The organism is Pseudomonas sp. GL-RE-26 (assembly GCF_019956275.1).
In the GTDB taxonomy this organism is placed as follows: Bacteria; Pseudomonadota; Gammaproteobacteria; order Pseudomonadales; family Pseudomonadaceae; genus Aquipseudomonas; species Aquipseudomonas grandcourensis.
In genome coordinates this window covers 165,614-189,352 of sequence record NZ_JAHBDI010000011.1, presented here as the reverse complement: position 1 = coordinate 189,352, position 23,739 = coordinate 165,614, and the positions used below count along the sequence as shown (strand labels likewise).

The following is a 23,739-nucleotide window of genomic DNA, read 5'->3' as shown; positions in this document are numbered from 1 at the left end:
ACAGGGGGCATCACCCGGCATACAACTTGCTGCGCTCCAGCCATCCCAAGGCTGGAAGTCCTCATGCTCCACTCCCACCTCACCACGCTCAACGCGGTCTCCCTGGTGCTCGATGCCTTCAAGGCACAAGGCTTGTCCAGCGAAGCGCTGCTGGCCGGTAGCGGCATCAGTGCGGCGGATCTGAACCGTGCCGACACGCGCATCACCACCAATCAGGAAATGCAGGTCTGTGCCAACGCCGTTGCCCTCAAGCGTGACATCGGCCTGGAACTGGGTCGGCGGATGCACGTTTCCTGCTACGGCATGCTCGGTTACGCCCTGCTCACCAGTGCCACCTTCGGTGACGCTTTGCGTCTGGCAATGCGCTATCCGGCGCTGCTGGGAACACTTTTCGAACTGAGCCTGGAAGACGATGGCGAGCGCATCTGGTTCGCCGCCGCCGATTACCGCGAGAGCCCGGCCATGGCGGTGTTCAACGCCGAGTTCTGCCTGGTGTCGCTGAAAGTCACCTGCGACGATCTGCTCGGCCATTCCCTGCCCTTGCTCGGCGCACGCTTCGAACATGCCGCGCCCGACTACGAAGCGACCTACGCCGAACACTTCAACTGCCCAGTGCACTTCAGCGCGAGGAACAACGCCTTCGCCTTCGACAAGCGCTGGCTCGACCAGCCACTGCCACTGGCCGATGTCATCACCCATCAAGCCATGGCCGAACGCTGCCGCAAACAGAATATCGAGTTCACCGGACGCCAAGCCTGGCTGGGACGGATCCGCCAATTGCTCAGCGCGCAATTGAATGCCGCGCCCGGGCTAGAGGGGCTGGCCGAGCAAATGAACTGTTCGGCGCGGACCTTGCGCCGGCATCTCAAGGACATGGGTTGCAGCTATCAGGAACTGCTCGACGAACTGCGCTTCGAGCAGGCCAAGCAAATGCTTTGCGAAGATCAATTGCCGATCTATCAGATTGCCGAGGCGTTGGGCTTCAGCGAGACCGCGAGTTTTCGCCATGCGTTTGTGCGCTGGAGTGGTGTGGCGCCCAGCCAGTTTCGGCCACACGGATAATCCTGCGGGAGCAAGGGGCGAATTTCGGTCAAATGTTTTGGCCATATCGATCCCCTTTTGGCCTTTCCTGTCGTTCTCCGATTCGCCGTGCGCCGCAACACTGGGGGCAACCGAATCAGCCCTGCGGAGAACAAGAAATGCTGACGATCTACTCTGACGATCACCACCTGCACCATGGCCGCTGCGAACTCATCGACGGCCAGCTCAAGCCGTGCTTCGAGATGCCATCGCGCGCCGATCATGTGCTGCAACGCGTGCAGAACCAGAACCTTGGTCCAGTCGAAGCGCCAAAGAATTTCGGCCTGGAGCCCATCGCGCGCATTCACAGTCGCGACTACCTCGATTTCTTCAAGGGTGCCTGGACACGCTGGACCGAATTCAACACCGACGGTGACCTGCTGCCCTACACCTGGCCGTCCCGCACCTTACGCCAGGTCAAACCCACCAGCCTGCACGGCCAGCTCGGTTATTACAGCTTCGACGGCGGCGCCCCGATCACTGCCGGCACCTGGCAAGCGGCGTACAGCGCAGCACAAGTTGCCCTCACCGCCCAAGCGGAAATCCAGCGCGGCGCCCGTTCTGCTTTCGCCCTGTGCCGTCCACCGGGACACCACGCCGCCAGCGATTTGATGGGTGGTTATTGCTACCTCAACAACGCCGCCATCGCCGCCCAGGCGTTCCTCGATCAGGGCCACAAAAAAGTCGCGATCCTCGACGTCGACTACCACCACGGCAACGGCACCCAGTCGATTTTCTACGAGCGCGGCGACGTGCTGTTCACCTCGATCCACGGTCACCCGGAAGCCGAGTTCCCGTTCTTCCTCGGCTATGAAGATGAACGCGGCGAAGGCGCTGGCGAAGGGTTCAACTTCAACTATCCGCTGGCCGCCGGTTCAGGCTGGGACACCTGGAGCGCAGCGCTGGAACAAGCCTGCAAAGAGATCGAAAGCTACGGCGCCGACATCATCGTGGTGTCCCTGGGCGTCGATACCTTCAAGGACGATCCGATCTCGCAATTCAAACTCGACAGCCCGGATTACCTGGCCATGGGCAAGCGCATCGCGGCGCTCGGCAAACCCACGCTGTTCGTCATGGAAGGCGGCTATGCCGTGGAAGAAATCGGCATCAATGCCGTGAACGTTCTCGAAGGTTTTGAAAGCGCTTAATGAGGAAGTAGAAGAATGAAAAATCTTAAGCGTTTTATTTTTCCAGCCCTGTGCGCCACGCTAATCAGTGGCACTGCACACGCTGAAGAGCGAACCTTGCGCGTCTACAACTGGTTCGACTACATCACGCCCAAGGCCCTGGAAGACTTCAAGGCCCAGAACGCCCAGTCCAAACTGGTCTACGACATCTTCGACACCAACGAAGCGCTGGAGGCCAAGCTGCTGACCGGCAACTCCGGCTACGACGTGGTGGTGCCGTCCAACGTGTTCCTCGCCAAGCAAATCGAAGCCGGGGTATTCCAGCCCTTGGACCGCAGCAAGCTGCCGAACTGGAACCACCTCGATCCCAAGCTGATGAAGCTGATCGAGGCCAACGACCCGGGCAACAAGTTCGCCGTGCCGTACATGTACGGGACCATCCTCATCGGCTTCAACCCGGACAAGGTCAAGGCCGCCTTGGGCGCCGACGCCCCCGTAGACAGCTGGGACCTGATCTTCAAGGAAGAGAACATCAGCAAGCTCAAGCAGTGCGGCGTCGCCCTGCTCGACTCTCCCTCGGAGATCTTGCCGCTGGCCCTGCAACACCTCGGCCTGGACCCCAACAGCAAGAAGCCTGCGGACTACGACAAGGCTGAAGCACTGCTGATGAAGATTCGTCCGTATATCACCTACTTCCACTCGTCCAAGTACATGGCCGACATTGCCAACGGCGACATCTGTGTCGCAGTCGGTTATTCCGGCAGCTTCTCGCAAGCCGCCAACCGCGCCAAGGAAGCCAAGAACGGTGTAGTCGTCGACATGCGTTTGCCGAAGGAAGGCGCGCCGATCTGGTTCGACATGCTGGCGATTCCGAAGGGGGCGAAAAATCCCGAAGACGCCTACACCTTCATCAACTACCTGCTGCAGCCGCAGGTGATTGCGCCGGTCAGTGACTTCGTCGGCTACCCGAACCCGAACAAGGACGCCACGGAACTGGTCGACCCGGCGATTCGCAACAATCCCAACCTGTACCCGACCGATGCGGCGATGGGCACGCTCTACACCCTGCAACCGCTGCCGCGCGATGCCGAACGTGCGCGGACCCGGGCCTGGACCAAGATCAAGTCCGGGACTTGAGATCAGAAAAACCTCCTGCCGTTGCTGGCAGGAGGTTTTATTGTTCAAACTCAGGCCAGGCGATGCAAATTGGTCACTTTGAAAGTTGCTTCAATTTCTTTGTAAGGCGATTCGTCAATCAATGTTACATTGAAAGAGCCAGAGAATTCCTGCCGATTACCTTCACAACAAATATGAGCTCGACCAGACTCCGCAGGATATTCCAGAGTCGGCTCCCCGGCATTTTCTATCATATAGCCGATGGTGACTTTTCCATCGAGACTTACATCATGCTCTCCGTCACCAAGATTTTCATCCGCCGCCACGGATATATATCGCCGATTATTTCCCTCATTAATGACTCCCACCACAATCTTTACACCAAAACTGATAAAACCTTGAACGTCGTCGGCGTTAAAGGCAGCACCATCAATCGTTGCAGTAAAGTGGTCGCCCGTTACCTGCCGCAGGCCCTGGCACCTCGTTGCTTCCAGTGCTGCTTTCAGGCACTTTGCGTGTAAATGTTTCATAGAAATATTCCTTGATGAGCCCAAGCAAAAAAACGCCAGAATTCAGGTCATGACTTCATAGGGTCGAATGATAAATAAACTTAAAAAACGGCAACAAGGAGACACGACAGCAATTATCGATTTCGCTAGCGCAAGTACTTCCTCCGTTACGCAATAATTATTTATGCGCATTGATGCGCCCGGTCAATCCTGAAAGTGTTTCATATAACTTTTTTACAACTACAACTACAACCACAACCACAACCACAACCACAACTTCGACGTTTAACTATGTACGTCTGGCCACGACGTAGTGGGTTACCCGAACCCGAACCCGAACAAGGACGCCACGGAATTGATCGACCTGGCGATCCGCGGCCCCCGTCGTTATCAAGACCTGCGTTTGCGCACGTCTTTTTTTGCCCACAATATTTATTTACCGCCAACGCCGTCCTGCCCGTCACTACCTTGCAGGGGATCGCACACCGAACGTTCAACAGTGCCAGCCCCCACAAAGGATGTGACCCATGCCCGATACTTCCACCTCTCCTTCCGCATCCGATCTCTCAGCCGATCAGGACGCCTTGCTTACCCAATTGGTGGCAGGCCCCTCGATCAGGGAGGTCGCCACCCATGCATTGCAACCGGCCCTGAGAGCGCTCTACCCGGACCTGCACATCGACCCGCGCCTGGCCATGGTGGTTACCCCGACCTGGAGCTTTCATGACCAGCGTGTCGTCCCAGGACCACGCCGCTTTGAATCGTTGACCGACGCGCTGGTACGCCATGGTGTAGAGGCCACCCCCGTGGTCTACCTCGATGGCGAGCACTACCTGACGCTGCAACCGCTGAAACCGACTCCGGCGCAACTGCCCGTCAGAATCGATGCCATCGGACGGCTGCTCAACGAGTTGGCGCCGCTGCTGTTTGTCGCGTTTCAAGAGCAACAGGTCGACTACTGGAACCAGTACACCCGAGCGTCCGCGCCACGGTGGAAAAGCTTGTCCAACTCACTGCGCGAACTGTGGAACATCGAATCGAACACGAACTGGGACACTGACCGTTACGCTATGGCCCGCAACCTGTTCGCTGACCCGGACAAAAGCACGCGCGGGCCTCACGACCCCTATCATTCGCGGGCATGCCTGATAGACCTCGACGGCTTGAGCGGCGGCGTCTCGACTCACCTCAACATCCTCGACATGGCGGTACTGATCGGAACCCAAGGCACCCACAACCTCATCATTACTCACACCATTACCCACGGATTTCAGACATACGACTCGTTGCAGGAACTGGGCGAATCCTTACTGACGTACACCGATGGACAAACCCCCGGAAACACCCTGCAATGGCGCCTGATCGAGCCGGAGGGCAATTACTTCGACCATCTGGCGTGCAACCTGATTGCCCTGCAAGCGGACTCGATTGGCGCCCTGGCGAACGATACCGCTGCAGTGAATCCCGACCTGGCACCGCACATCAGTCGCTCAACGAACGAACTCGACCCAAAGGACAAACAAAAACCCTCTCGATTCAATCGGGTTGAGCAAGCATTGCCGGACTGGATGGCCAGCGCTTCGTCCAGCGATCTCACCGCTTACAGCCGTCACCTGATGGATCTGGCACAAGTACAGAATCAGAACGCTGGTCAGTCGTTTCAGGACGGGATCAAGCCAATCCGCGAGTTCACCCTGGATCAGCTGCGCGATGCCATGCTCAAAGAGCACGCCGATGCCGCACAGCTGAATCTGGCGGACATCGAGATCGTGGTCGATAGCGTGGTGGTCTGGGGCGCCTTCGTGCCGCTGGTCGAGCCCGAGCGCACCACGCTGAGCCTGGTCGACCTGGCACTGCAAAACCTGATTGCCCTGCCGCTGGGCAACAAAACCGTGCGCAGCACCAGCGCCACAGCACTGCCGGCATGGTTGACGGTGAGTTACCTGGAGGCGTTGATCACCAGCGTCGACATCGGCCAGACCTACCCGACTCTGATCAAAAACAAGCTGCTCGACGACCAACTTGAGAGCCTGCGGCGCCAGAATCTGTTCACCAGCCACTTACGAGTCGAGCTACCGCTTCTGGCATTGCAGCAAAAGATTCGCGCACAGGGCGGGATTGATGAACGGGGTTACCGTTATGTCGCGGCCGTGGTCCAAGTGCTTGATGCCAACCGCTGGGTGGATGGCCAGGAAGTTGTCATTCGCCCACTGGCGTTCAATCCCGGCTGGCGCCTCAATGCCTCTGCAGACGAAGTGACCAACATGTTCGTGATCGGCCCACGGCAGATGGACAAAGGCCCTTGCCTGCTCTACCGACCACTGCTCGACCAGCCATTGAGCCAGTACCCGACAGCGGCCAACCTGATCTATGCCATCAAACACACGCCGACACTGCGTCAATCGGTGCTCGCCTGGTTGCCGGATGGCGTACGCGCCAACTACGCGAACTATGTGTTCACCGGTGACCGGCCTTCGGTCTGGTCCCTCTCGCAACTCCTGGCTGACCCACTGACCCCGCTGCAGATGGGCGGCACGCTTTCCCTGGGGACCGGAGTCGTCGCGTCTGATTACCTGGCCAACTTGTTCAAGGCCAACGTCAACGCGCTGGTCGAACTGGCGCAACGGCAATCGGTGTCCAATGCGCAGAATCGCTGGGCGACTTTCAAGCAAGCGGCGTGGATGATTCTAAACGCGGCGCTGCCCTTTCTCGGCCGCACCGTCGGCACGGCCGCCTGGATCTGGCAGGTACTGGATGACCTGCAACAAACCGTGGACACCGGCGAGAACGGTGACCGACAACAGCAGAAAACAGCGATGACCGACCTGCTGTTGACCCTGGCCATGGTGCTCGCCCATCACGCCAGTACGCACCATGCGACTGCCCGCAGAATCGAGGAAAGGCCCTCGCCAACGGTAGCGACCGAGGTTGAGGAAAAACCGGCATCCCCCCCTGTTGTCGTTGTTCAGGTGCCCGATATCGTCGGCGAAGCTGCTTCTTCACAGCATCGAATATCCGTGCTGACAGGTGCCGCCCTGAGCCTGGCGAAAACCCTGGACCGCTTCAACATCACCAGACCCGAACCACTCACCCCACCCGACAGCAACAACGGTGTCTACCGCCACCTCTATCGCCACGGGACCAGGTACTACGCCCCGGTCGGTGAGCGCTGGTTCGAAGTGGCGGTTGAGGAAACCGGTGAGGTATCGATTATCGACTCACGGCAACAGCCTCTACGCAGCGGCCCTGCATTGATCAGCAATCAGCGGGGTGATTGGTTCGTCGATACACGCCTGCGTCTGCGGGGCGGTGGTTTGTCGAGTCGACGCAAGGCATTGAAACAACAGAATCGCCAGCGCGTCACCGAGCTCAAACAACAGTTGGCAGAATTCAAAAACGAGCGCGAAAGCGCACGCACAGAACTGACGGATGCCTACAACCAAATGAAGGCCGCCAGCGACGAGACGCGGCCTGCCATTCAACAGCAGTTCCTCGAGAAACTCGATCGGCGCACCGACCAATACGCGGCCCCCATTGAACAATTGAAATCGCTGAACCTGCTCGATACGGTTTCCAGTTTCCGCACCGATATGGTCGAGATGCTCGGCACCCAGCTGTATTTCAACCAGACATGGCTCGATCAAAAAAGTCCAGTCTTCACCCAAACCCTGCAGGAGACCCTGGCGCTGCTGGAAGCTGAAGAAACGGCAGGCGGGGCTGGCGACCATGCGACCTATCAAAAAATGATCGACCTGACCGAGGGCATGATCGGCAAAATCGAGTTTGCTCAATCACGATTCCAAGAGATGGGTCGACTGGGTAGAAGTGCTGCGGAAATGGTCAGCACCTACAGAGCCAAACTGCCGACTTACAGCTTGAACGATCTCAAGGCGCTTCAGGTTTCGCTAGCCCGCGAGGTATGCCTCAAAGAAGGTGACAGCGTTGCGTTGACCGAAGCCCGAAACGAATTCGCACGCCTGCTCGACACGACCAATCTGGTTATCCAGACCTCGCAAGAGCTGATGCTGCAAGAAAGCACCTGGGTGGCAGGTGAACGCATCGAGGCCCTCAGCGGCATGCTTGAACAGTTCGAGGCCATCGATCAGTCCTTCGAAGACTTCACCGTCAACCACAAGGATGCAGTACAGGAACAACCGCTCAAGCACTTGCGCAAACGGGTCAGCGAATTCCAGCAGGACACCGAGGGCTACCTGGCACAGTTGCTACGAGAGGAACCACCCAAGGAACCCCGCCCCGGACCCTCCAGGCCTGTACCTGCATCGCGCAAACGAGTGGTGAAAACACGCTTCAATGGCACAGTCGTGGGCGAAGTACGTTCCGCTGCACCGGGAGAGCCGATTCTGCTTGATGTGCGCGCGCCCATGACCGGCAAAGTCATCGCCACCTTTCACGAAAAAACACCCGGGGTCTGGCTTGAACGGGTTCCGGCCAGACGTCGCCGTCCGACGATTCCAGCACCGGCACTCGACACTCAAATTGCCCATGGCCGGACACTGCTCGATGGTCTGGAAAGCTTTATCCAGCAAAACGAAGCGAGTGCCAAAAAGCCCGGTCGCATCCCGGTTGAAGTCGAGGAACTGTTCCAGCAAAAAGCCGACCATTTCGACCAGAGTGCCAGGACCCTGGAGCAATCCCTGATCAGCTCCAACAGCACCGATGAACCCGAAGTTGCCGCGACAGAGCTGGCTGCGGAGTTGAACCAGGCACATGATCGACTGTACGCCGAGGGTCAACGGATACGCATCGATATGACCAAACAGCAACCACCCACGGCCACCCGCGTCCAGTGGCTGCGAAGCAAAAATGAAGTCTACATTGTGCGCAGCGGTGATCGACGCCGACTCAAAGGCCTACGCAAGGATTACATGCAGGAATATGAAATTCGCGAGCGTCGAAACCAGCAAGTGCTGTGGTATGCGCATTTCCACTATGCCAGCCATGACGCACCGGTCGACGCCTTCACCGCTGCACATCTGAAACTGCGGGATCAGCGACTGCTGACCGGCACATACGACCCTCGCTCGGCCACCACCAACCCACAAGTGATCGCCATCTATCGCAGCCAGATCAGCCCGCAACTGGCTCGTGCGCTGTTCTTCTCGTAAACCCGGGAGCGCCAATTGGCCTCCTGGTTCAACACCGGGAAGCCCATAAGCGCGTGGACCGCCAATCCGCGCGCTTCAGCCGGCACGCCACACCGCCCGCAACCGTTGCAGCGCCGCCTCAATGGCCTTTTCGGGCACTGCGGCAAAACCCAGCACCAGACCGGCGCGTTGATCCATCGGGGTTGCGGACTCCGGCAGCCAATAACTGCTCAAGCCGTTGACCTCGACATCGACACTGCTCGCCAACTCGATCAGCTCGCGTTCACGGGCCACGCTGTCGACCGGCACGGTCATGTGCAGTCCCGCGGCAACGGTGGGCAGCTTGCCGACGCCTGGAATATCCTGCGGCCAACCATTGAGCAAGGTGTTGCGCCGACTCAGCGCCGCACGCCGCATGCGCCTTATGTGCCGCTGAAAATGCCCAGCCGCCATGAACTCGGCCATCACCGCTTGGGTGCTGACTTCGGAGTGCCGCACGTCCACCGCACGTCGCTGCGCAAAGGCCTGCACCAGCCCCGGCGGCAGCACCAGATAACCAAGACGCAACGCCGGAAACGCGACCTTGCCGAACGTGCCGACATACAACACCCGCCCGTGACGATCGAGCGCAGCCAAAGGCGCCAGTGGCGCGCCGCTGTAGCGGTACTCGCCATCGTAGTCATCCTCGACGATCCAGCCTTGGGTGCGCTCGGCCCAGGCCAGCAGCTCCAAGCGTCGCGCCAGGCTCATGACCACGCCGGTGGGATACTGGTGGGACGGCGTGACGTAGGCCAGCCGACAATCATCGAGTGCTGACAGTTCGCTGCAATTGATGCCCTCGCTGTCCACCGTTACCCCGTGCAGCCGAGCGCCCGCCACGGCGAAGGCATGGCCAGCCGCCCGATACCCCGGATTTTCAATCGCCACCCCGTCACCGGGCTCCACCAGCAACTGTGCACAAAGGCTGATTCCCTGCTGCGCGCCACTGGTGATCAGAATTTGTTCAGCTGTGCACTGCATGCCACGGGAGCTGCGCAAATACGCGGCGATCATCCCGCGCAAGCGTGCATCGCCAGCCGGGTCGCCGTAGCACAACTGTTGAAAATCCGGTTTGCGCCAGAAAGCCGCATTCAGCTTGGCCCAGACCTCGAATGGAAACAGATCGAACGCCGGAACACCGACCCGAAATGCCCGGGGCGGACCGCTCGGCGGTGTGGCCAAATGGTTGTTTTTGACCCGGGTCAACGGGTCGTTGTGGATAACTTTACTGGATGAATCCACAGGTAAATCGAGCCAATTTGTGGATAAGGCTGTGGGTAACCCTGTTGAAAACCCTGTGGACACTTTTGTGGATAGTTTTTTTGCCGGCACGGTTGCCTGGGGCAATTGCGCGACATAAGTCCCGTCGCCTACTCGCCCTTCGATAAACCCTTCGGCGTACAACTGATCGTAGGCGCGCACCACGCTGTTACGGGAAATTGCCAACGCTGCTGCCAGATCACGACTGGCAGGCAGACGCGTACCGCTGGTCAGTCGCCCGTCCAACACACGCGTGCGCAATGCCTGGTAGAGCTGACGACTCAGCCCCTGGCGACGATCAAGTTCGATACCTGCGGGGTTGAAGGTCAGGGACAGTGGTTCGCTAGTCATCGCAATGGACCCATGAAATTTGTCATTAATGGCTCTTACAACAGACCAATAGCCTGCCTAGGATGCAGGCATTCGCCAAGGAAAATATCTCCATGTACACGCCACGTGCTTTTGCCATCGACGAGTTGTCCCAACTGCATGAACTGATCCTCGCCACCCGTCTCGCCATATTGGTGACCCACGGTGAAAGCGGCCTGCAAGCCAGCCATGTACCGGTGCTGCTGCATTGCGAACAAGGCTCGAACGGCACGTTGTACGGGCATCTGGCCAAAGCCAATCCACAGTGGAAAGACCTGCGCGACGGCGCCGAAGCCCTGCTGATTTTTGCCGGTGCCGACGCCTACGTCAGCCCTGGTTTCTACCCGAGCAAGGCCGAACACGGCAAAGTCGTGCCAACCTGGAACTACGTCGCCGTACACGCCTATGGCCGAGCCGAAACCTTCAGCGATGGCGGGCGGCTGCTCGACATCGTCAGCACCCTCACCGATCGCCATGAAGCTGGCCGCGCCCAACCGTGGTCAGTGGCCGATGCCCCCGCCGATTACATCGACGGCATGCTCAAGGCCATTGTCGGTTTCGCCATTCCCATCGACCGACTGGAAGGCAAGCGCAAGCTCAGCCAGAACCGCAGCCCCGCCGATATCGCCGGCGTGCGCGAAGGCCTGGCCGCCAGTCCCGACGTCAACGACCAAACCCTCGCCCAATTGATGCGCTAAGGAAGTCACCATGAGTCAAATCGACATTCGCCAAGTCACCGCTGGTGATCACGCGGCCTGGTTGCCGCTGTGGCAGGCCTACCTGCGCTTCTACAAAACCGAATTGCCGGAGGCCGTTACCCATAACACCTGGCAGCGCATGCTTGACCCGAGCGAGCCAACCCACGCCGCCCTCGCCTGGGCCGACGGCAAAGCGGTGGGTATGGTGCATTTCATCTACCATCGTTCGAACTGGGCCATCGAAAACTCCTGCTATCTGCAAGACTTGCTGGTGGTCCCGGAAACCCGTGGCACCGGCGTCGGCCGCCAGTTGATCGAGTTCGTCTACGCCACGGCCAAGGCCGACGGTTGCAACAAGGTCCACTGGCTGACCCACGAAACCAACGCCACCGCGATCCAGCTCTACGAGCGCATCGCCGAACGCCCGGGTTTCATCCAGTTTCGCAAAGCCATCTAGGTTCAAGGAGAACAGCATGTCGATTTCACTCGCCGACTGGAAAGGCGTCCCGGCCCCCACGACCCAACTGATCGAAGGGCGTTACATCCGCCTGGAAAAACTCGACCCGGCGCGCCACGGCGACGACCTGTTCAACGCCCTGCAAGGCCCCGGTGCCGACCCGAAACTCTGGGACTACCTGCCTTACGGCCCCTTCCCGGAGCGCAGCGTCTTCAATGACTGGCTGAACAACCACGCGGCCAGCAGCGACCCGTATTTCTTCAGCGTGATCGACCGCGCCAGCGGCGAGGTCCAGGGCCTTCTCAGCCTGATGTCCATCGTCCCGGCCCAGGGCCGCATCGAAATCGGCCACGTCACCTTCGGCGCGCCGATGCAGCGCTCGCCGAAAAGCACCGAGGCGGTTTACCTGTTGGCCAAGGAATCCTTTGCCCTGGGCTACCGCCGCCTGGAATGGAAATGCAACAACGCCAACGCCCGCTCCAAATACGCGGCCGAGCGCCTGGGCTTCAGTTTTGAGGGAGTGTTCCGCCAGCACATGGTGGTCAAAGGGCAAAATCGGGACACCGCGTGGTACTCGATCCTGGACTCGGAATGGCCGGTGATTGGCGCCGGGTTCGAGAAGTGGCTGAGCGATGAGAACCAGACCGTCTCGGGTCAGGTTAAAGGGTTGGTGGAGTGCAGAACGCAACAGTCCTGAATCCAGAAAACCGCAGCCTTCGGCGAAGACTGCGATTTGAATTTCGGGCGAAAAAAAGGGGAGCACATGCTCCCCCGAGGTATAAAGCGTTGTATCGAGGCTGTTAACTCAGCCTTCGATCTCGATCAGGATCTCGCCCGGGTTCACCCGGTCGCCCTTGGCCACATGAATGGCGGTGACTTTACCGGCGATGGCTGCCTGGACTTCGGTTTCCATCTTCATCGCTTCGGTGATCAACACGGCCTGGCCGGCCTTTACGGTGTCGCCTTCCTTGACCAGCACGTCGACGATGTTGCCCGGCATGGTGGTGCTGACGTGACCCGGTGCAGTGGCTTGCTTGCGCTTGCTGCCGCCGCCGCCGACGAATTCGTTGAGCGGCTCGAACACCACCTCTTCCGGCATGCCGTCGATGGACAGGTAGAAGTGACGCTTGCCTTCGGCCTTGACGCCGACACCGGTGATGTCGACGCGGTAGGTTTCGCCGTGAACGTCGATGACGAACTCGGTTGGCACGCCTTCGCCGCCAGCCGAGGCGACGCCGCCGGCGTCAGGAATCGGCAACAGCACTTCCGGCGTCAGGGTGCCCGCAGCACGCTCTTCGAGGAACTTGCGACCGATGTCCGGGAACATGGCGAAGGTCAGCACGTCTTCTTCAGACTTGGCCAATGCGCCGATGTCGGCACGCAGCTTGGCCATTTCCGGCTTGAGCAGATCGGCCGGGCGAACGTCGATCACTTCTTCGCTGCCGATGGCCTGGCGACGCAGTTGTTCGTTCACGGTGCCCGGTGCCTTGCCGTAGCCACCTTGCAGGTACAGCTTCACTTCATTGGTGATGGTCTTGTAGCGCTCGCCGGCCAGCACGTTGAAGAACGCCTGGGTGCCGACGATCTGCGAAGTCGGGGTCACCAGCGGCGGGAAGCCGAGGTCTTCACGAACCCGCGGGATTTCGGCCAGCACTTCGCTCATGCGATTGAGTGCGCCCTGCTCTTTCAATTGGTTGGCCAGGTTGGAAATCATCCCGCCCGGTACCTGGTTGACTTGAACACGGGTGTCGACGGCGGTGAATTCGCTTTCGAACTGATGGTACTTCTTGCGCACGGCGTAGAAGTACAGACCGATCTCTTGCAGCAGTTCCAGGTTCAGGCCGGTGTCGAACTCGCTGCCTTTAAGGGCGGCGACCATCGACTCGGTGCCCGGGTGGCTGGTGCCCCAGGCGAAGCTGGAGATCGCGGTGTCGATGTGATCGGCACCGTTTTCGATGGCCTTCATTTGGCACATCGCAGCCAGGCCAGCGGTGTCGTGGGAGTGAATGAACACTGGCAGCGATTGCTCGGCTTTCAGAGCCTTGACCAGTTCGCCGGTGGCGTACGGGGTCAGCAGGCCAGCCATGTCCTTGATCGCCACCGAGTCGCAACCCATGGCTTCCATTTGCTTGGCCTGGTTCACGAAGGCCTCAATGGTGTGCACCGGGCTGGTGGTGTAGGCGATGGTGCCCTGGGCATGTTTGCCGGCGGCTTTCACCGCTTCGATGGCCACGCGCAGGTTACGCACGTCGTTCATGGCGTCGAAGATGCGGAACACGTCGATGCCGTTGACCGCTGCCTTGGCGACGAAGGCCTTGACCACGTCGTCGCTGTAGTGGCGGTAGCCCAGCAGGTTCTGACCGCGCAACAGCATTTGCAGGCGAGTGTTAGGCAGCGCGGCACGCAGTTGGCGCAGACGCTCCCACGGATCTTCTTTCAGGAAGCGTACGCAGGCGTCGAACGTCGCGCCGCCCCAGCACTCCAGCGACCAGTAGCCGACTTTGTCGAGCTTGTCGCAGATCGGCAGCATGTCTTCGGTGCGCATGCGGGTCGCGAGCAGCGATTGGTGGGCGTCGCGCAGGATCGTGTCGGTAACGTGGATTTGCTTGCTCATTGTTCTATTCCTCACAGGCCTGCGTGGGCGGCGATGGCGGCGGCGATGGCCAGGGCCAGCTCTTCGGGTTTGCGCTTGATCGAGTAGTTGGTCAGTTCAGGGTGGCTTTCAACGAAGCTGGTGTTGAACTGGCCGCTACGGAACTCCGGATTACGCAGGATTTCCTGGTAGTACGCGGCGGTGGTCTTGACCCCTTGCAGACGCATGTCGTCGAGGGCTCGCAAGCCACGGTCCATCGCCTCTTCCCAGGTCAGCGCCCACACCACCAGTTTCAGGCACATGGAGTCGTAGTACGGCGGAATGGTGTAGCCGGTATAGATCGCCGTGTCGGTACGTACGCCGGGACCGCCGGGTGCGTAATAACGGGTGATCTTGCCGAAGCTCGGCAGGAAGTTGTTCTTCGGGTCTTCGGCGTTGATCCGGAATTGCAGGGCGAAACCACGGTGCTGGATGTCTTCCTGTTTCACCGAAAGCGGCAGGCCGGACGCAATGCGAATCTGCTCGCGGACAATGTCGATGCCCGTGATTTCTTCGGTGATGGTGTGTTCCACCTGCACCCGGGTGTTCATCTCCATGAAGTACACCTCGCCCTCGGCGAGCAGGAACTCCACGGTGCCGGCGTTCTCGTAGCCCACGGCCTTGGCTGCGCGCACCGACAGGTCGCCGATATAGGCGCGCTGTTCAGGGGTCAGTTGCGGGCTCGGGGCAATCTCGATCAGCTTCTGGTTACGGCGCTGGATCGAGCAGTCACGCTCGAACAGGTGCACCACGTTGCCGAAGCTGTCGCCAAGAATCTGTGCTTCGATGTGCTTTGGATTGACGATGCATTTTTCCAGGAACACTTCCGCCGAACCGAACGCCTTGGTGGCTTCGGAAATGACCCGCGGGAAAGCCTGTTCGAGTTCTTCACGACTGTTGCAGCGACGAATGCCGCGGCCGCCACCACCGGAAGTAGCCTTGAGCATCACCGGGTAACCGATGCGATCGCCTTCGGTCAGGGCTTCTTCGATGCCCGACACGTTGCCTTCGGTGCCTGGGGTCACCGGTACGCCGGCCTTGATCATGCTGCGGCGGGCTTCGGTCTTGTCGCCCATGCGGCGAATGACTTCAGCCGACGGGCCAATGAATTTGATCCCGCGTTCGGCGCAGATCTCCGCCAGCTCGGCGTTTTCCGAAAGGAAGCCATAGCCGGGGTGCAGTGCATCGCAACCGGTTTCCACCGCCAGGTTCACCAGCTTGCGCGGGTTCAGGTAACCGGCCAGCGGTTCGGCACCAATGCTGTGGGCCTCGTCCGCACGCTTGACGTGCAAGGCATGACGGTCGGCATCGGAGTAGATCGCGACCGAGCGAATGCCCATTTCGGCGCAGGCACGTACGATTCGTACGGCAATCTCACCACGGTTGGCGATCAGGATCTTTGTTATCACTTGGAGTTTCCCTTGAGCCGGTGGTACCCACGACCTGCTAGACCCAGGTCGACGCGTGACCAAATGTTTCAATTTGGTCGCAGGTCCACACTAGCGCCCACAAGGGATTAACAAAAATGAATAAAAATTGGGTCGTGCATAAGTAAAGACTTATAGTTGATTCACCAGCCAGCGACGAGAGCGACCAGATAATGCGTAAGTCATTGATGCGTATGACTTTGCGGCAATTGCAGATCTTCAACGAGGTCTGTGATTTGCGGTCCTACAGCCGCGCGGCCGAGGAAATGTCGCTCACACAACCTGCCGTCAGCCTACAGATTCGTCAACTTGAAGAGCTGATTGGCCAGCCTTTGTTCGATTACGTCGGCAAAAAACTCTACATGACCGAAGCCGCTGAAGCGTTACAGCGGGCCAGTCGGGATATTTTCGGGCGCCTGGAAAACCTCGACATGCAGCTGTCGGACATGCAGGGCTCGTTGCAGGGGCAACTGAAACTGGCGATTGAATCCAGCGCCAAATATTTCGTGCCGCATCTGTTTGCCGCATTCAAACGCCAGCACCCGGAAGTGAACCTGCAACTGACGGTGGTCAATCGCGGTCAGGTCATTCGGCGTCTGTCGGACAACCGCGATGACCTGGTGATCATGTCCATGGTGCCTCAGGACATGGGCCTGGAATTCCTGCCGTTCCTGAACAACCCGATCGTCGCCGTGGCGCCACCGGATCACCCGTTGTGTCATATGGGGCCGCTGCGCCTGCAGGATCTCGAGCCCTACACACTGCTGCTGCGTGAGCAGGGCTCCGGGACGCGGCTGGCGTGCGAAGAATACTTCAAAGAGAAGCGCGTGCACTTCAACCAGACCCAGGAGGTCTCGTCTGCCGAAGCACAGCGTGAATGTGTGCTGGCAGGCCTGGGCGTTGCGCTGTTGACGCGCCACGCCCTGAGCCTTGAGCTGGCTACCGGTGGACTGATCGAGCTACCGGTCGAAGAGCTTCCACTGTTTCGCAGTTGGTGCCTGGTGCAGGCCAAGGCGAAACGCCTGTCACCGGTGGCTCACGCCTTCCTGGCGTTTATCCGTAGCGAACGGATTCAGATCAGCGCGCTGGTTGAGCGTTTCGACGGGACGCCGAGGGAGATGCCTGCCAGAAATTGAGTTCCAACTCCGGAAAATCGCCAATTTCGGCCAGTAGCTGACGGCGTTCGCAGCGATCTTCGATGGCGCGGCGGAATTCCATGCGGCGCTGATCTTCTTGCTGACGGCGGGTTTTGACAGCGCTGTTGCGTTCTTCGTAGGGCATGGCCATTTCGAGTCTCCCAAGGCGAGTACGGGAGTTTCAATCTAGGCGCGGGGGATGACGGTTTGGCGGCTTGGGCGTTACAGACTGATGAAAGTTTGTTGGGTGCCGTGGCGAGGGAGCTTGCTCCCGCTGGGTTGCGAAGCGACCCTAGGATTTTGCGACTGCTGCGCAGCCGAGCGGGAGCAAGCTCCCTCGCCACAGGGTCGGTGCCAGCCTTGAAATCAATCGTCCAACGCCTTCACCGACTTGGGCGACAAGCGCAAGCTGCGCAGGCTGCGCTTGACGCTCTTGAGGTGGTTGACCAGGCTCGGGCCACGGGCCATGGCCACGCCCATCGCCAGCACGTCGATCACCACCAGGTGGGCGATACGCGAAGTCAGCGGCGTATATATTTCAGTGTCTTCATGCACATCGATCGCCAGATTGACCGTAGACAACTCGGCCAACGGCGTCTGGCTCGGGCACAGGGTGATCAACGAGGCACCACTTTCGCGCACCAGGTTGGCGGTGATCAGCAGGTCCTTGGAACGCCCGGACTGGGAAATGCAGATCGCCACGTCGGTTGGCTTGAGTGTCACGGCCGACATCGCCTGCATGTGCGGGTCGGAATACGCCGCAGCGGTGAGCAGCAAGCGGAAGAACTTGTGCTGGGCGTCCGCCGCTACCGCACCAGAGGCGCCGAAGCCGTAGAACTCGACACGCTGGGCTTGGGACATCAGCGTCACCGCCCGCTGCAGTTCCAGCGGATCGAGCTTCTCGCGAACCTCCATCAGCGTGTGCAGGGTGGTGTCGAAAATTTTCAGGCTGTAGTCGGCGACCGAGTCATCCTCATGGATCGCAAACTGACCAAAACTCGCACCTGCCGCCAGGCTCTGGGCCAGCTTCAGCTTCAGGTCCTGAAAGCCGGAACAACCGATGGCACGGCAAAAACGCACGATGGTCGGTTCACTGATGCCCACGCTGTGGGCCAGGTCGGCCATGGAGCTGTGCATCACGGCCGCAGGATCAAGCAGCACATGGTCGGCGACCTTGAGCTCCGACTTGCGTAACAGGTGGCGAGACTGGGCGATGTGTTGCAGCAGGTTCAAAGGGCTGGACTCTTTGTTATTGGCAGGTGCCGGGGATGTAGCACGCTTGTAGTTATACTACATGAATTGGCTTTTTGCCTGCTCAATGCGTTACCGAATCCCTCGATTTCAGGTGCCCGCGCTTCATGTAGCAGCCATGGCGCCCGTCCTGGTGCGCCGAGTGCGCGTTTTAATGGACAAAAGCGCCTTATGTATCCTCGTCAGCTTGCGGCTTGCGCGTGCAGCAAGCCGGCCAACGTCTCGGCCTCGACCGGGCGGCTGATCAAATAGCCCTGTACTTCATCGCAGCGCTCGGTTTTCAGGAACTCAAGCTGTTCTGCGCGCTCCACTCCTTCCGCCACGACCTTCAGCTTCAAGCCGTGAGCCATGGCAATGATTGCCCGGGTAATCGCCGCGTCTTCACTGCCTTCACCCAAGCCACGGATAAACGCCTGATCAATCTTCACGTAATCCACCGGGATCCGCTTGAGATAGCTCAGCGATGAATAACCGGTGCCAAAATCGTCAATGGCCAGTTTCACCCCGAGATCACGCAACTGCTGGAACGTCGCGATGATGTGCTCGACGCTGTCCAACAACTGGCTTTCGGTGAGCTCCAACTCCAGATAGTGCGGTGCCAGCCCGGTTTCCTCCAGGACTTGGCGCACTAGACTGACCAGCTTGCCCTGGCGCAATTGATGCACCGAGAGATTGACCGACACCCGAATCGCTTCGAGCCCCTGCCGTTGCCACTCACAGGCTTGCCAGCAGGCCTGTCGCAACACGAACTCACCGATCGGGCCGATCAATCCGGTTTCTTCGGCCAGGCCGATGAAATCCCCCGGCGGCACGCGGCCCATGGTCGGATGATCCCAACGCACCAAGGCTTCGGCGGCATTCAACCTGCCAGTGGCAAGGCACAGTTTCGGTTGGTAAAACACCTTCAACTGTTTGTCTTCGATGGCTTTGCGCAGGTGGTTTTCCAGTTGCAAACGCTCCAGCGTGCTGGCTTGCAAACTGTCGGTGTAAAACTGGAAATTATCGCCACCCAGGTGTTTGGCGTGCTGCATCGCCATGTTCGACTGATTGACCAATGCCGATATTTCCCGCGCGCTGTCCGGCAACAGGCTGATGCCCATCGACGCGCTGACCACCAGCTCATGCCCGTCAATGGTCACCGGCAAACGTAATTTGTTCGCCAGACGAGTCGCCACCCGGGCCAGGCTCGAAAGGTTGCCGTAGGAATTGAACAGCACGGCAAACTCATCACCAGAAAGGCGCGCGATGGTGTCTGCTTCAGGTAACGCATTCACCAGTCGCCGGGCCATTTTCTGCAACAACTGGTCGGCGACTTCATGTCCCAGGCTGTCGTTGAGTTGCTTGAACCGATCGAGATTGATGTGCAGCAACGCCAGGCTGCGATAACCGCCCTGTCGCACTCGTTGATGAGCCTCGCTGAGTCGTTCGCGGAACATCGCGCGGTTGGCCAGACCGGTAAGTTCGTCGTAATGGGTCAGATAGCGCATGCGCTCTTCGGATTCTCGACGGGCTGAGAGATCGGCGAAGAAGCCCACAATATGGCTCACATTTCCCCGGGTATCGCGCACAGCATTCAGTTGCAGCCATTGCGGATACATCTCGCCGTTCTTGCGGGTTTCCACCAATTCGCCCTGCCAGCTGCCTTGCTGCTCCAGCGCCTGATGTATTGCGGCGTAATGCCGACGCGCATCGCGACTGCATGGCAACTCAATGACATTGCGCCCGATCATGTCCTCGATGTCATAGCCGGTCACCCGACTGAAGGCTTGATTGATCGCGATCAGGGCATAATTCGGATCGAAAATCACGATCCCTTCGCTGGCCGCCTCGAACACGGTCGCCGCCAGTTGTTGCTGCTCTTCCAGGCCTTTGCTGACGCTGATGTCGCGGCGAGTGCCGACCATGCGAATCACCCGGCCGTTTTCGGTACGCTCGACCGCCCGCCCGCGGTCTTCGATCCAGACCCAGTGGCCGTCGCCATGCCGTACGCGATACTCGATTTGATAGTCCTCGGTGCGGCCCTTCAAATGCTCGACCAGCGCCCTTTTCAGCGCAGGAAGATCCTCGGGATGAAGGCGCGGCTTGAGGTGACGCAGTATTGCCGTGACCTGCTCCGGTTCCAGGCCGAACAGTTCCTGAATCTGCGTGTGATGGACTTCGTCGGTTTGCAGGTTCCAGTCCCACAACCCCAACTCGCTGGCCTTCAATGCCAGCGCCAGACGCGCCTCACTCTTGCTCAACGCCTGGTTGGCGGCGTCCAGCTCCAGGCTGCGCTGAACGACACGGTTTTCCAGGTCGACCTGGATCTCTCGCAACTCGTCCTCGGCACGTCGACGCTGTTCTATCTCCTTGGCCAGTTTCTGATTGAACTGATCACTGCAGCTTTGCGCCTGCTGCAGATGCTCGATCAGTGCCTGGTTCTGAAAGCGCCGCATCAAGCCCCGATCGATCAATCGATTGACCTGCCAGGCAACCACGCTCAATGCACCGAGCAGAATCAACCCGAACCAGCCCCAACCGTGCTGCTGTTCGTCAGCTCCCCAAAACATATAGGCGATGGCTGGCAACAGGCAGGGCAAGGTGAATGACAGAAAGGCCGGCAAGCTGACCGCATAAGCCACGCTGGCCGAGAGCGCCGCAGCACCGATGAGACCGAAAACCCAGGCTTGCTGAATGAAGTTATCGGCGGGAACCAGGGCGATGCCGGCACCGGCCAGGGTCAGACCGGTGAGACCGGAGCCCAGCAAAAACATCCGTCGCCAAATGGGATGGGCCTGACGGTTGGGAATGGCCGAATCGAAGGCTGCGACCTGAATCACCCGCAATGCCACCAAAGACAACAACCACACCAGCCAGACACTGACCAGGAAATAGCGCTGCGGGCTCCAGAGCAAACCGGCACAGACCAGGCCATTGATCAGCATGAATAACGTGGGCAGCAGCGAGCCTTGATACAACAGGCGAGTGCGTTCGACCGCCATTTCCATGGCGTACTGTTTACGGATCACCCGGGGCTCCACAGTGGGGCCCGACAGGTCGAAGCTGAGGGTCATAGGCGATGTTCTTGTTCTTATAATGATGAGCATGTGCCCGAAACTGCTCGGAGCATACACAAGCAATTGCCCGGACCAAACTGTTGCTGATCAATAAATCGCCAAATTTTTCGGCCGCCGACGCCACTGAAAATGCTGAAGTCACGCTCCGCCAACGCCTGCAGCCGATGACTGACCGGTCGTCCTTCGCATAACTTTCATCGGTTAAAGCGAAGCGGGGTTTGCCCGGTGTGTCGCGGCCCCCTAGAATGCCCCGATGCGCGATGATCTCTCCCTTCTGCTGAACTCCCTCAACGATGCCCAACGCCAGGCCGTAGCAGCCCCCGTGGGTCGTCAGTTGGTCCTGGCCGGTGCTGGTTCCGGTAAAACCCGAGTGCTGGTGCACCGTATCGCCTGGTTGATCCAGGTCGAAAACGCGTCTCCCCACTCCATCCTGTCGGTGACCTTCACCAACAAGGCTGCTGCCGAGATGCGCCAGCGCATCGAGCAGTTGATGGGTATCAACCCGGCCGGCATGTGGGTCGGCACCTTCCACGGCCTGGCGCACCGCTTGTTGCGGGCACACTGGCAGGAAGCGGGCCTGAGCCAGACCTTCCAGATTCTCGACAGCGATGACCAGCAGCGGTTGGTCAAGCGGGTGATCCGCGAGCTCGGCCTGGACGAACAGCGCTGGCCGGCCCGTCAGGCCCAATGGTTCATCAACGGCCAGAAAGACGAAGGCCTGCGCCCGCAACACATCCAGGCCAGCGGCGACCTGTTCCTGGCGACCATGCGCGGCATCTATGAAGCCTACGAGGCTGCCTGCCTGCGTGCCGGCGTCATCGACTTCTCCGAGTTGCTGCTGCGCGCCCTCGATCTGTGGCGCGACCACCCTGGCCTGCTCGCTCACTATCAAAAGCGCTTCCGGCACATCCTGGTGGACGAGTTCCAGGACACCAACGCCGTGCAATACGCCTGGTTGCGCCTGTTGGCCAAGGGTGGCGACAGCCTGATGGTCGTAGGCGACGATGACCAATCGATCTACGGCTGGCGCGGCGCGAAAATCGAGAACATCTACCAGTATTCCGAAGACTTCCCGGACGCCGAAACCATTCGCCTGGAGCAAAACTATCGCTCCACCGCCGGCATCCTGAAGGCTGCCAACGCCTTGATCGCCAATAACACCGGGCGCTTGGGCAAAGAGCTGTGGACAGACGGCGGCGAAGGCGAAGCGATCAACCTGTACGCCGCCTTCAACGAGCACGACGAAGCACGCTACGTTGTCGAAACCATCGAAAGTGCGCTGAAAACCGGCTTGTCACGTAGCGATATCGCGATTCTGTACCGCTCCAACGCCCAATCGCGGGTTTTGGAAGAAGCCTTGCTGCGCGAGCGCATTCCCTACCGCATCTATGGCGGTCAGCGCTTCTTCGAACGTGCTGAAATCAAGAACGCCATGGCTTACCTGCGCTTGCTCGAAGGCCGCGGTAACGATGCCGCGCTCGAGCGGGTGATCAACGTGCCGGCCCGTGGCATCGGCGAGAAAACCGTCGAAGCGATCCGCGACCACGCGCGCCACAGCGATGTGTCGATGTGGGAAGCGATGCGCCAACTGGTGGCCAACAAAGGCCTGACCGGTCGTGCGGCCGGCGCCCTTGGCGCATTTATCGAGCTGATCGAGAACCTCGCCGCCAAGTGCATGGAAATGCCACTGCACCTGATGACCCAGACTGTCATCGAGCAGTCGGGGCTGATCGCCTATCACGAAGCGGAAAAAGGCGAGAAAGGCCAGGCCCGGGTAGAAAACCTTGAGGAACTGGTCAGCGCCGCGCGCAACTTCGAAAACAGCGAAGAGGACGAAGACCTGACGCCATTGGCAGCGTTCCTCGGCCACGCGTCGCTGGAGGCCGGCGACACCCAGGCCGACGAGCACGAAGACAGCATTCAACTGATGACCCTGCACAGCGCCAAGGGCCTGGAATTCCCTTACGTGTTCCTGGTGGGCATGGAAGAAGGCCTGTTCCCGCACAAGATGAGCCTGGAAGAACCCGGTCGCCTTGAGGAAGAACGTCGTCTGGCCTACGTAGGCATCACCCGGGCCATGCAGAACCTGGTGATGACCTACGCTGAAACCCGACGCCTTTATGGCAGCGAGACCTACAATAAGGTCTCGCGCTTCGTACGCGAAGTTCCGAAAGGCCTGATTCAGGAGGTTCGGCTATCCAATAGCGTCAGCCGTCCGTTCGGTGGCAACCAGTCGATGAGTGGCAGCAACCTGTTCAGCGGCAGCGAGATTCCGGAAACCGGCTTCAGCCTGGGCCAGACTGTGCGCCACTCGATCTTCGGTGACGGCGTGATCCTCAACTTCGAAGGCGCCGGGGCTCAGGCCCGGGTGCAGGTGAACTTCAGCGAAGGCAGCAAGTGGCTGATGCTGGGTTACGCCAAGCTGGAAGCAATCTAGCTTTTCTGTGGGAGCGAGCTTGCTCGCGATAGCGGTAGAT

The 23,739-nt window shown here is 59.5% G+C and carries 16 protein-coding genes; 9 read left to right on the top strand and 7 right to left on the bottom strand.

The genetic code is table 11. The annotated features are described in order from the left end of the window. Positions 1-63 precede the first annotated feature (63 nt). From KGB07_RS08375 to KGB07_RS08365, 3 genes are all read left to right on the top strand, one after another. The gene (locus KGB07_RS08375; RefSeq protein WP_046038886.1) at positions 64-1,062 is read left to right on the top strand and encodes an AraC family transcriptional regulator; all 999 of its coding nucleotides are present in this window, start codon (positions 64-66) and stop codon (positions 1,060-1,062) included. Between the two features lie 137 nt (positions 1,063-1,199). Further along, positions 1,200-2,228 (top strand): histone deacetylase family protein, encoded by a 1,029-nt coding sequence (locus tag KGB07_RS08370; protein WP_046038884.1) that lies wholly within the window; start codon positions 1,200-1,202, stop codon positions 2,226-2,228. A 15-nt stretch (positions 2,229-2,243) separates the two neighbouring features. Further along, positions 2,244-3,344, top strand: a complete 1,101-nt coding sequence (locus KGB07_RS08365) for a polyamine ABC transporter substrate-binding protein (protein ID WP_046038883.1) — start codon at positions 2,244-2,246, stop codon at positions 3,342-3,344. 50 nt (positions 3,345-3,394) lie between these two features. Here KGB07_RS08365 and KGB07_RS08360 read toward each other — a convergent pair whose 3' ends face one another. Next, positions 3,395-3,853 (bottom strand): hypothetical protein, encoded by a 459-nt coding sequence (locus KGB07_RS08360; RefSeq protein WP_223465194.1) that lies wholly within the window; start codon positions 3,851-3,853, stop codon positions 3,395-3,397. A gap of 506 nt (positions 3,854-4,359) precedes the next feature. Between KGB07_RS08360 and KGB07_RS08355 the strand changes: the two genes are divergently transcribed. Then, positions 4,360-8,958: a DUF6543 domain-containing protein gene (locus KGB07_RS08355; RefSeq protein ID WP_223465193.1), complete on the top strand. Its 4,599-nt coding sequence runs from the start codon at positions 4,360-4,362 to the stop codon at positions 8,956-8,958. Between the two features lie 75 nt (positions 8,959-9,033). On the opposite strand, the gene KGB07_RS08350 is transcribed toward KGB07_RS08355, so the two are convergent. Next, positions 9,034-10,587, bottom strand: coding sequence for a PLP-dependent aminotransferase family protein (locus tag KGB07_RS08350; protein WP_046038877.1), 1,554 nt, complete (start codon positions 10,585-10,587; stop codon positions 9,034-9,036). 92 nt (positions 10,588-10,679) lie between these two features. On the opposite strand from KGB07_RS08350, the gene KGB07_RS08345 reads away from it, so the two are divergent. From KGB07_RS08345 to KGB07_RS08335, 3 genes are read left to right on the top strand one after another with little or no spacing between them, the layout of a single operon-like run. Continuing rightward, a complete protein-coding gene (locus KGB07_RS08345; protein ID WP_150724855.1) occupies positions 10,680-11,303 on the top strand; it encodes an FMN-binding negative transcriptional regulator in 624 nt (207 codons plus the stop codon). Positions 11,304-11,313: 10 nt separating this feature from the next. Next, on the top strand, positions 11,314-11,760 hold the full coding sequence (locus KGB07_RS08340; RefSeq protein ID WP_046038874.1) for a GNAT family N-acetyltransferase: 447 nt from the start codon (positions 11,314-11,316) through the stop codon (positions 11,758-11,760). 16 nt (positions 11,761-11,776) lie between these two features. Further along, complete coding sequence (locus KGB07_RS08335; RefSeq protein ID WP_046038872.1) at positions 11,777-12,457, top strand: GNAT family N-acetyltransferase; 681 nt, start codon at positions 11,777-11,779, stop codon at positions 12,455-12,457. 108 nt (positions 12,458-12,565) lie between these two features. Here the strand turns inward: KGB07_RS08335 and oadA are convergent, their stop codons facing one another. After that, positions 12,566-14,374: a sodium-extruding oxaloacetate decarboxylase subunit alpha gene (gene oadA / locus KGB07_RS08330; RefSeq protein ID WP_046038870.1), complete on the bottom strand. Its 1,809-nt coding sequence runs from the start codon at positions 14,372-14,374 to the stop codon at positions 12,566-12,568. Between the two features lie 11 nt (positions 14,375-14,385). Further along, entirely contained in the window at positions 14,386-15,801 is a 1,416-nt protein-coding gene (locus KGB07_RS08325; protein WP_046038868.1) for an acetyl-CoA carboxylase biotin carboxylase subunit, read from the bottom strand. Between the two features lie 191 nt (positions 15,802-15,992). Here KGB07_RS08325 and KGB07_RS08320 point away from each other — a divergent pair, with 191 nt between their 5' ends. Further along, positions 15,993-16,955 carry a LysR family transcriptional regulator gene (locus KGB07_RS08320; protein WP_046038866.1) on the top strand — a complete coding sequence of 321 codons (963 nt, stop codon included), beginning with the start codon at positions 15,993-15,995 and terminating at the stop codon, positions 16,953-16,955. Here KGB07_RS08320 and KGB07_RS08315 read toward each other — a convergent pair. The 3 genes from KGB07_RS08315 to KGB07_RS08305 form a co-directional block, all read right to left on the bottom strand. After that, the gene (locus KGB07_RS08315; protein ID WP_046038865.1) at positions 16,897-17,106 is read right to left on the bottom strand and encodes a PA3496 family putative envelope integrity protein; all 210 of its coding nucleotides are present in this window, start codon (positions 17,104-17,106) and stop codon (positions 16,897-16,899) included. The two genes, KGB07_RS08320 and KGB07_RS08315, sit on opposite strands and share 59 nt — an antisense overlap. Before the next feature lie 215 nt (positions 17,107-17,321). Then, positions 17,322-18,188, bottom strand: a complete 867-nt coding sequence (hexR, locus tag KGB07_RS08310; RefSeq protein WP_007954250.1) for a transcriptional regulator HexR — start codon at positions 18,186-18,188, stop codon at positions 17,322-17,324. 200 nt (positions 18,189-18,388) lie between these two features. Continuing rightward, entirely contained in the window at positions 18,389-21,259 is a 2,871-nt protein-coding gene (locus KGB07_RS08305; protein WP_223465192.1) for an EAL domain-containing protein, read from the bottom strand. 256 nt (positions 21,260-21,515) lie between these two features. Between KGB07_RS08305 and uvrD the strand changes: the two genes are divergently transcribed. Continuing rightward, positions 21,516-23,699 (top strand): DNA helicase II, encoded by a 2,184-nt coding sequence (uvrD, locus tag KGB07_RS08300; RefSeq protein WP_046038860.1) that lies wholly within the window; start codon positions 21,516-21,518, stop codon positions 23,697-23,699. The last annotated feature ends 40 nt before the right edge of the window (positions 23,700-23,739 follow it).

Bases quoted from the DNA above. Each gene is read 5' to 3' on its own strand.
- KGB07_RS08375 (WP_046038886.1), top strand. From the start codon at position 64: ATGCTCCACTCCCACCTCACCACGCTCAACGCGGTCTCCCTGGTGCTC.
- KGB07_RS08370 (WP_046038884.1), top strand. From the start codon at position 1,200: ATGCTGACGATCTACTCTGACGATCACCACCTGCACCATGGCCGCTGC.
- KGB07_RS08365 (WP_046038883.1), top strand. From the start codon at position 2,244: ATGAAAAATCTTAAGCGTTTTATTTTTCCAGCCCTGTGCGCCACGCTA.
- KGB07_RS08360 (WP_223465194.1), bottom strand. From the start codon at position 3,853: ATGAAACATTTACACGCAAAGTGCCTGAAAGCAGCACTGGAAGCAACG.
- KGB07_RS08355 (WP_223465193.1), top strand. From the start codon at position 4,360: ATGCCCGATACTTCCACCTCTCCTTCCGCATCCGATCTCTCAGCCGAT.
- KGB07_RS08350 (WP_046038877.1), bottom strand. From the start codon at position 10,587: ATGACTAGCGAACCACTGTCCCTGACCTTCAACCCCGCAGGTATCGAA.
- KGB07_RS08345 (WP_150724855.1), top strand. From the start codon at position 10,680: ATGTACACGCCACGTGCTTTTGCCATCGACGAGTTGTCCCAACTGCAT.
- KGB07_RS08340 (WP_046038874.1), top strand. From the start codon at position 11,314: ATGAGTCAAATCGACATTCGCCAAGTCACCGCTGGTGATCACGCGGCC.
- KGB07_RS08335 (WP_046038872.1), top strand. From the start codon at position 11,777: ATGTCGATTTCACTCGCCGACTGGAAAGGCGTCCCGGCCCCCACGACC.
- oadA (WP_046038870.1), bottom strand. From the start codon at position 14,374: ATGAGCAAGCAAATCCACGTTACCGACACGATCCTGCGCGACGCCCAC.
- KGB07_RS08320 (WP_046038866.1), top strand. From the start codon at position 15,993: ATGCGTAAGTCATTGATGCGTATGACTTTGCGGCAATTGCAGATCTTC.
- KGB07_RS08315 (WP_046038865.1), bottom strand. From the start codon at position 17,106: ATGGCCATGCCCTACGAAGAACGCAACAGCGCTGTCAAAACCCGCCGT.
- KGB07_RS08305 (WP_223465192.1), bottom strand. From the start codon at position 21,259: ATGACCCTCAGCTTCGACCTGTCGGGCCCCACTGTGGAGCCCCGGGTG.
- uvrD (WP_046038860.1), top strand. From the start codon at position 21,516: ATGCGCGATGATCTCTCCCTTCTGCTGAACTCCCTCAACGATGCCCAA.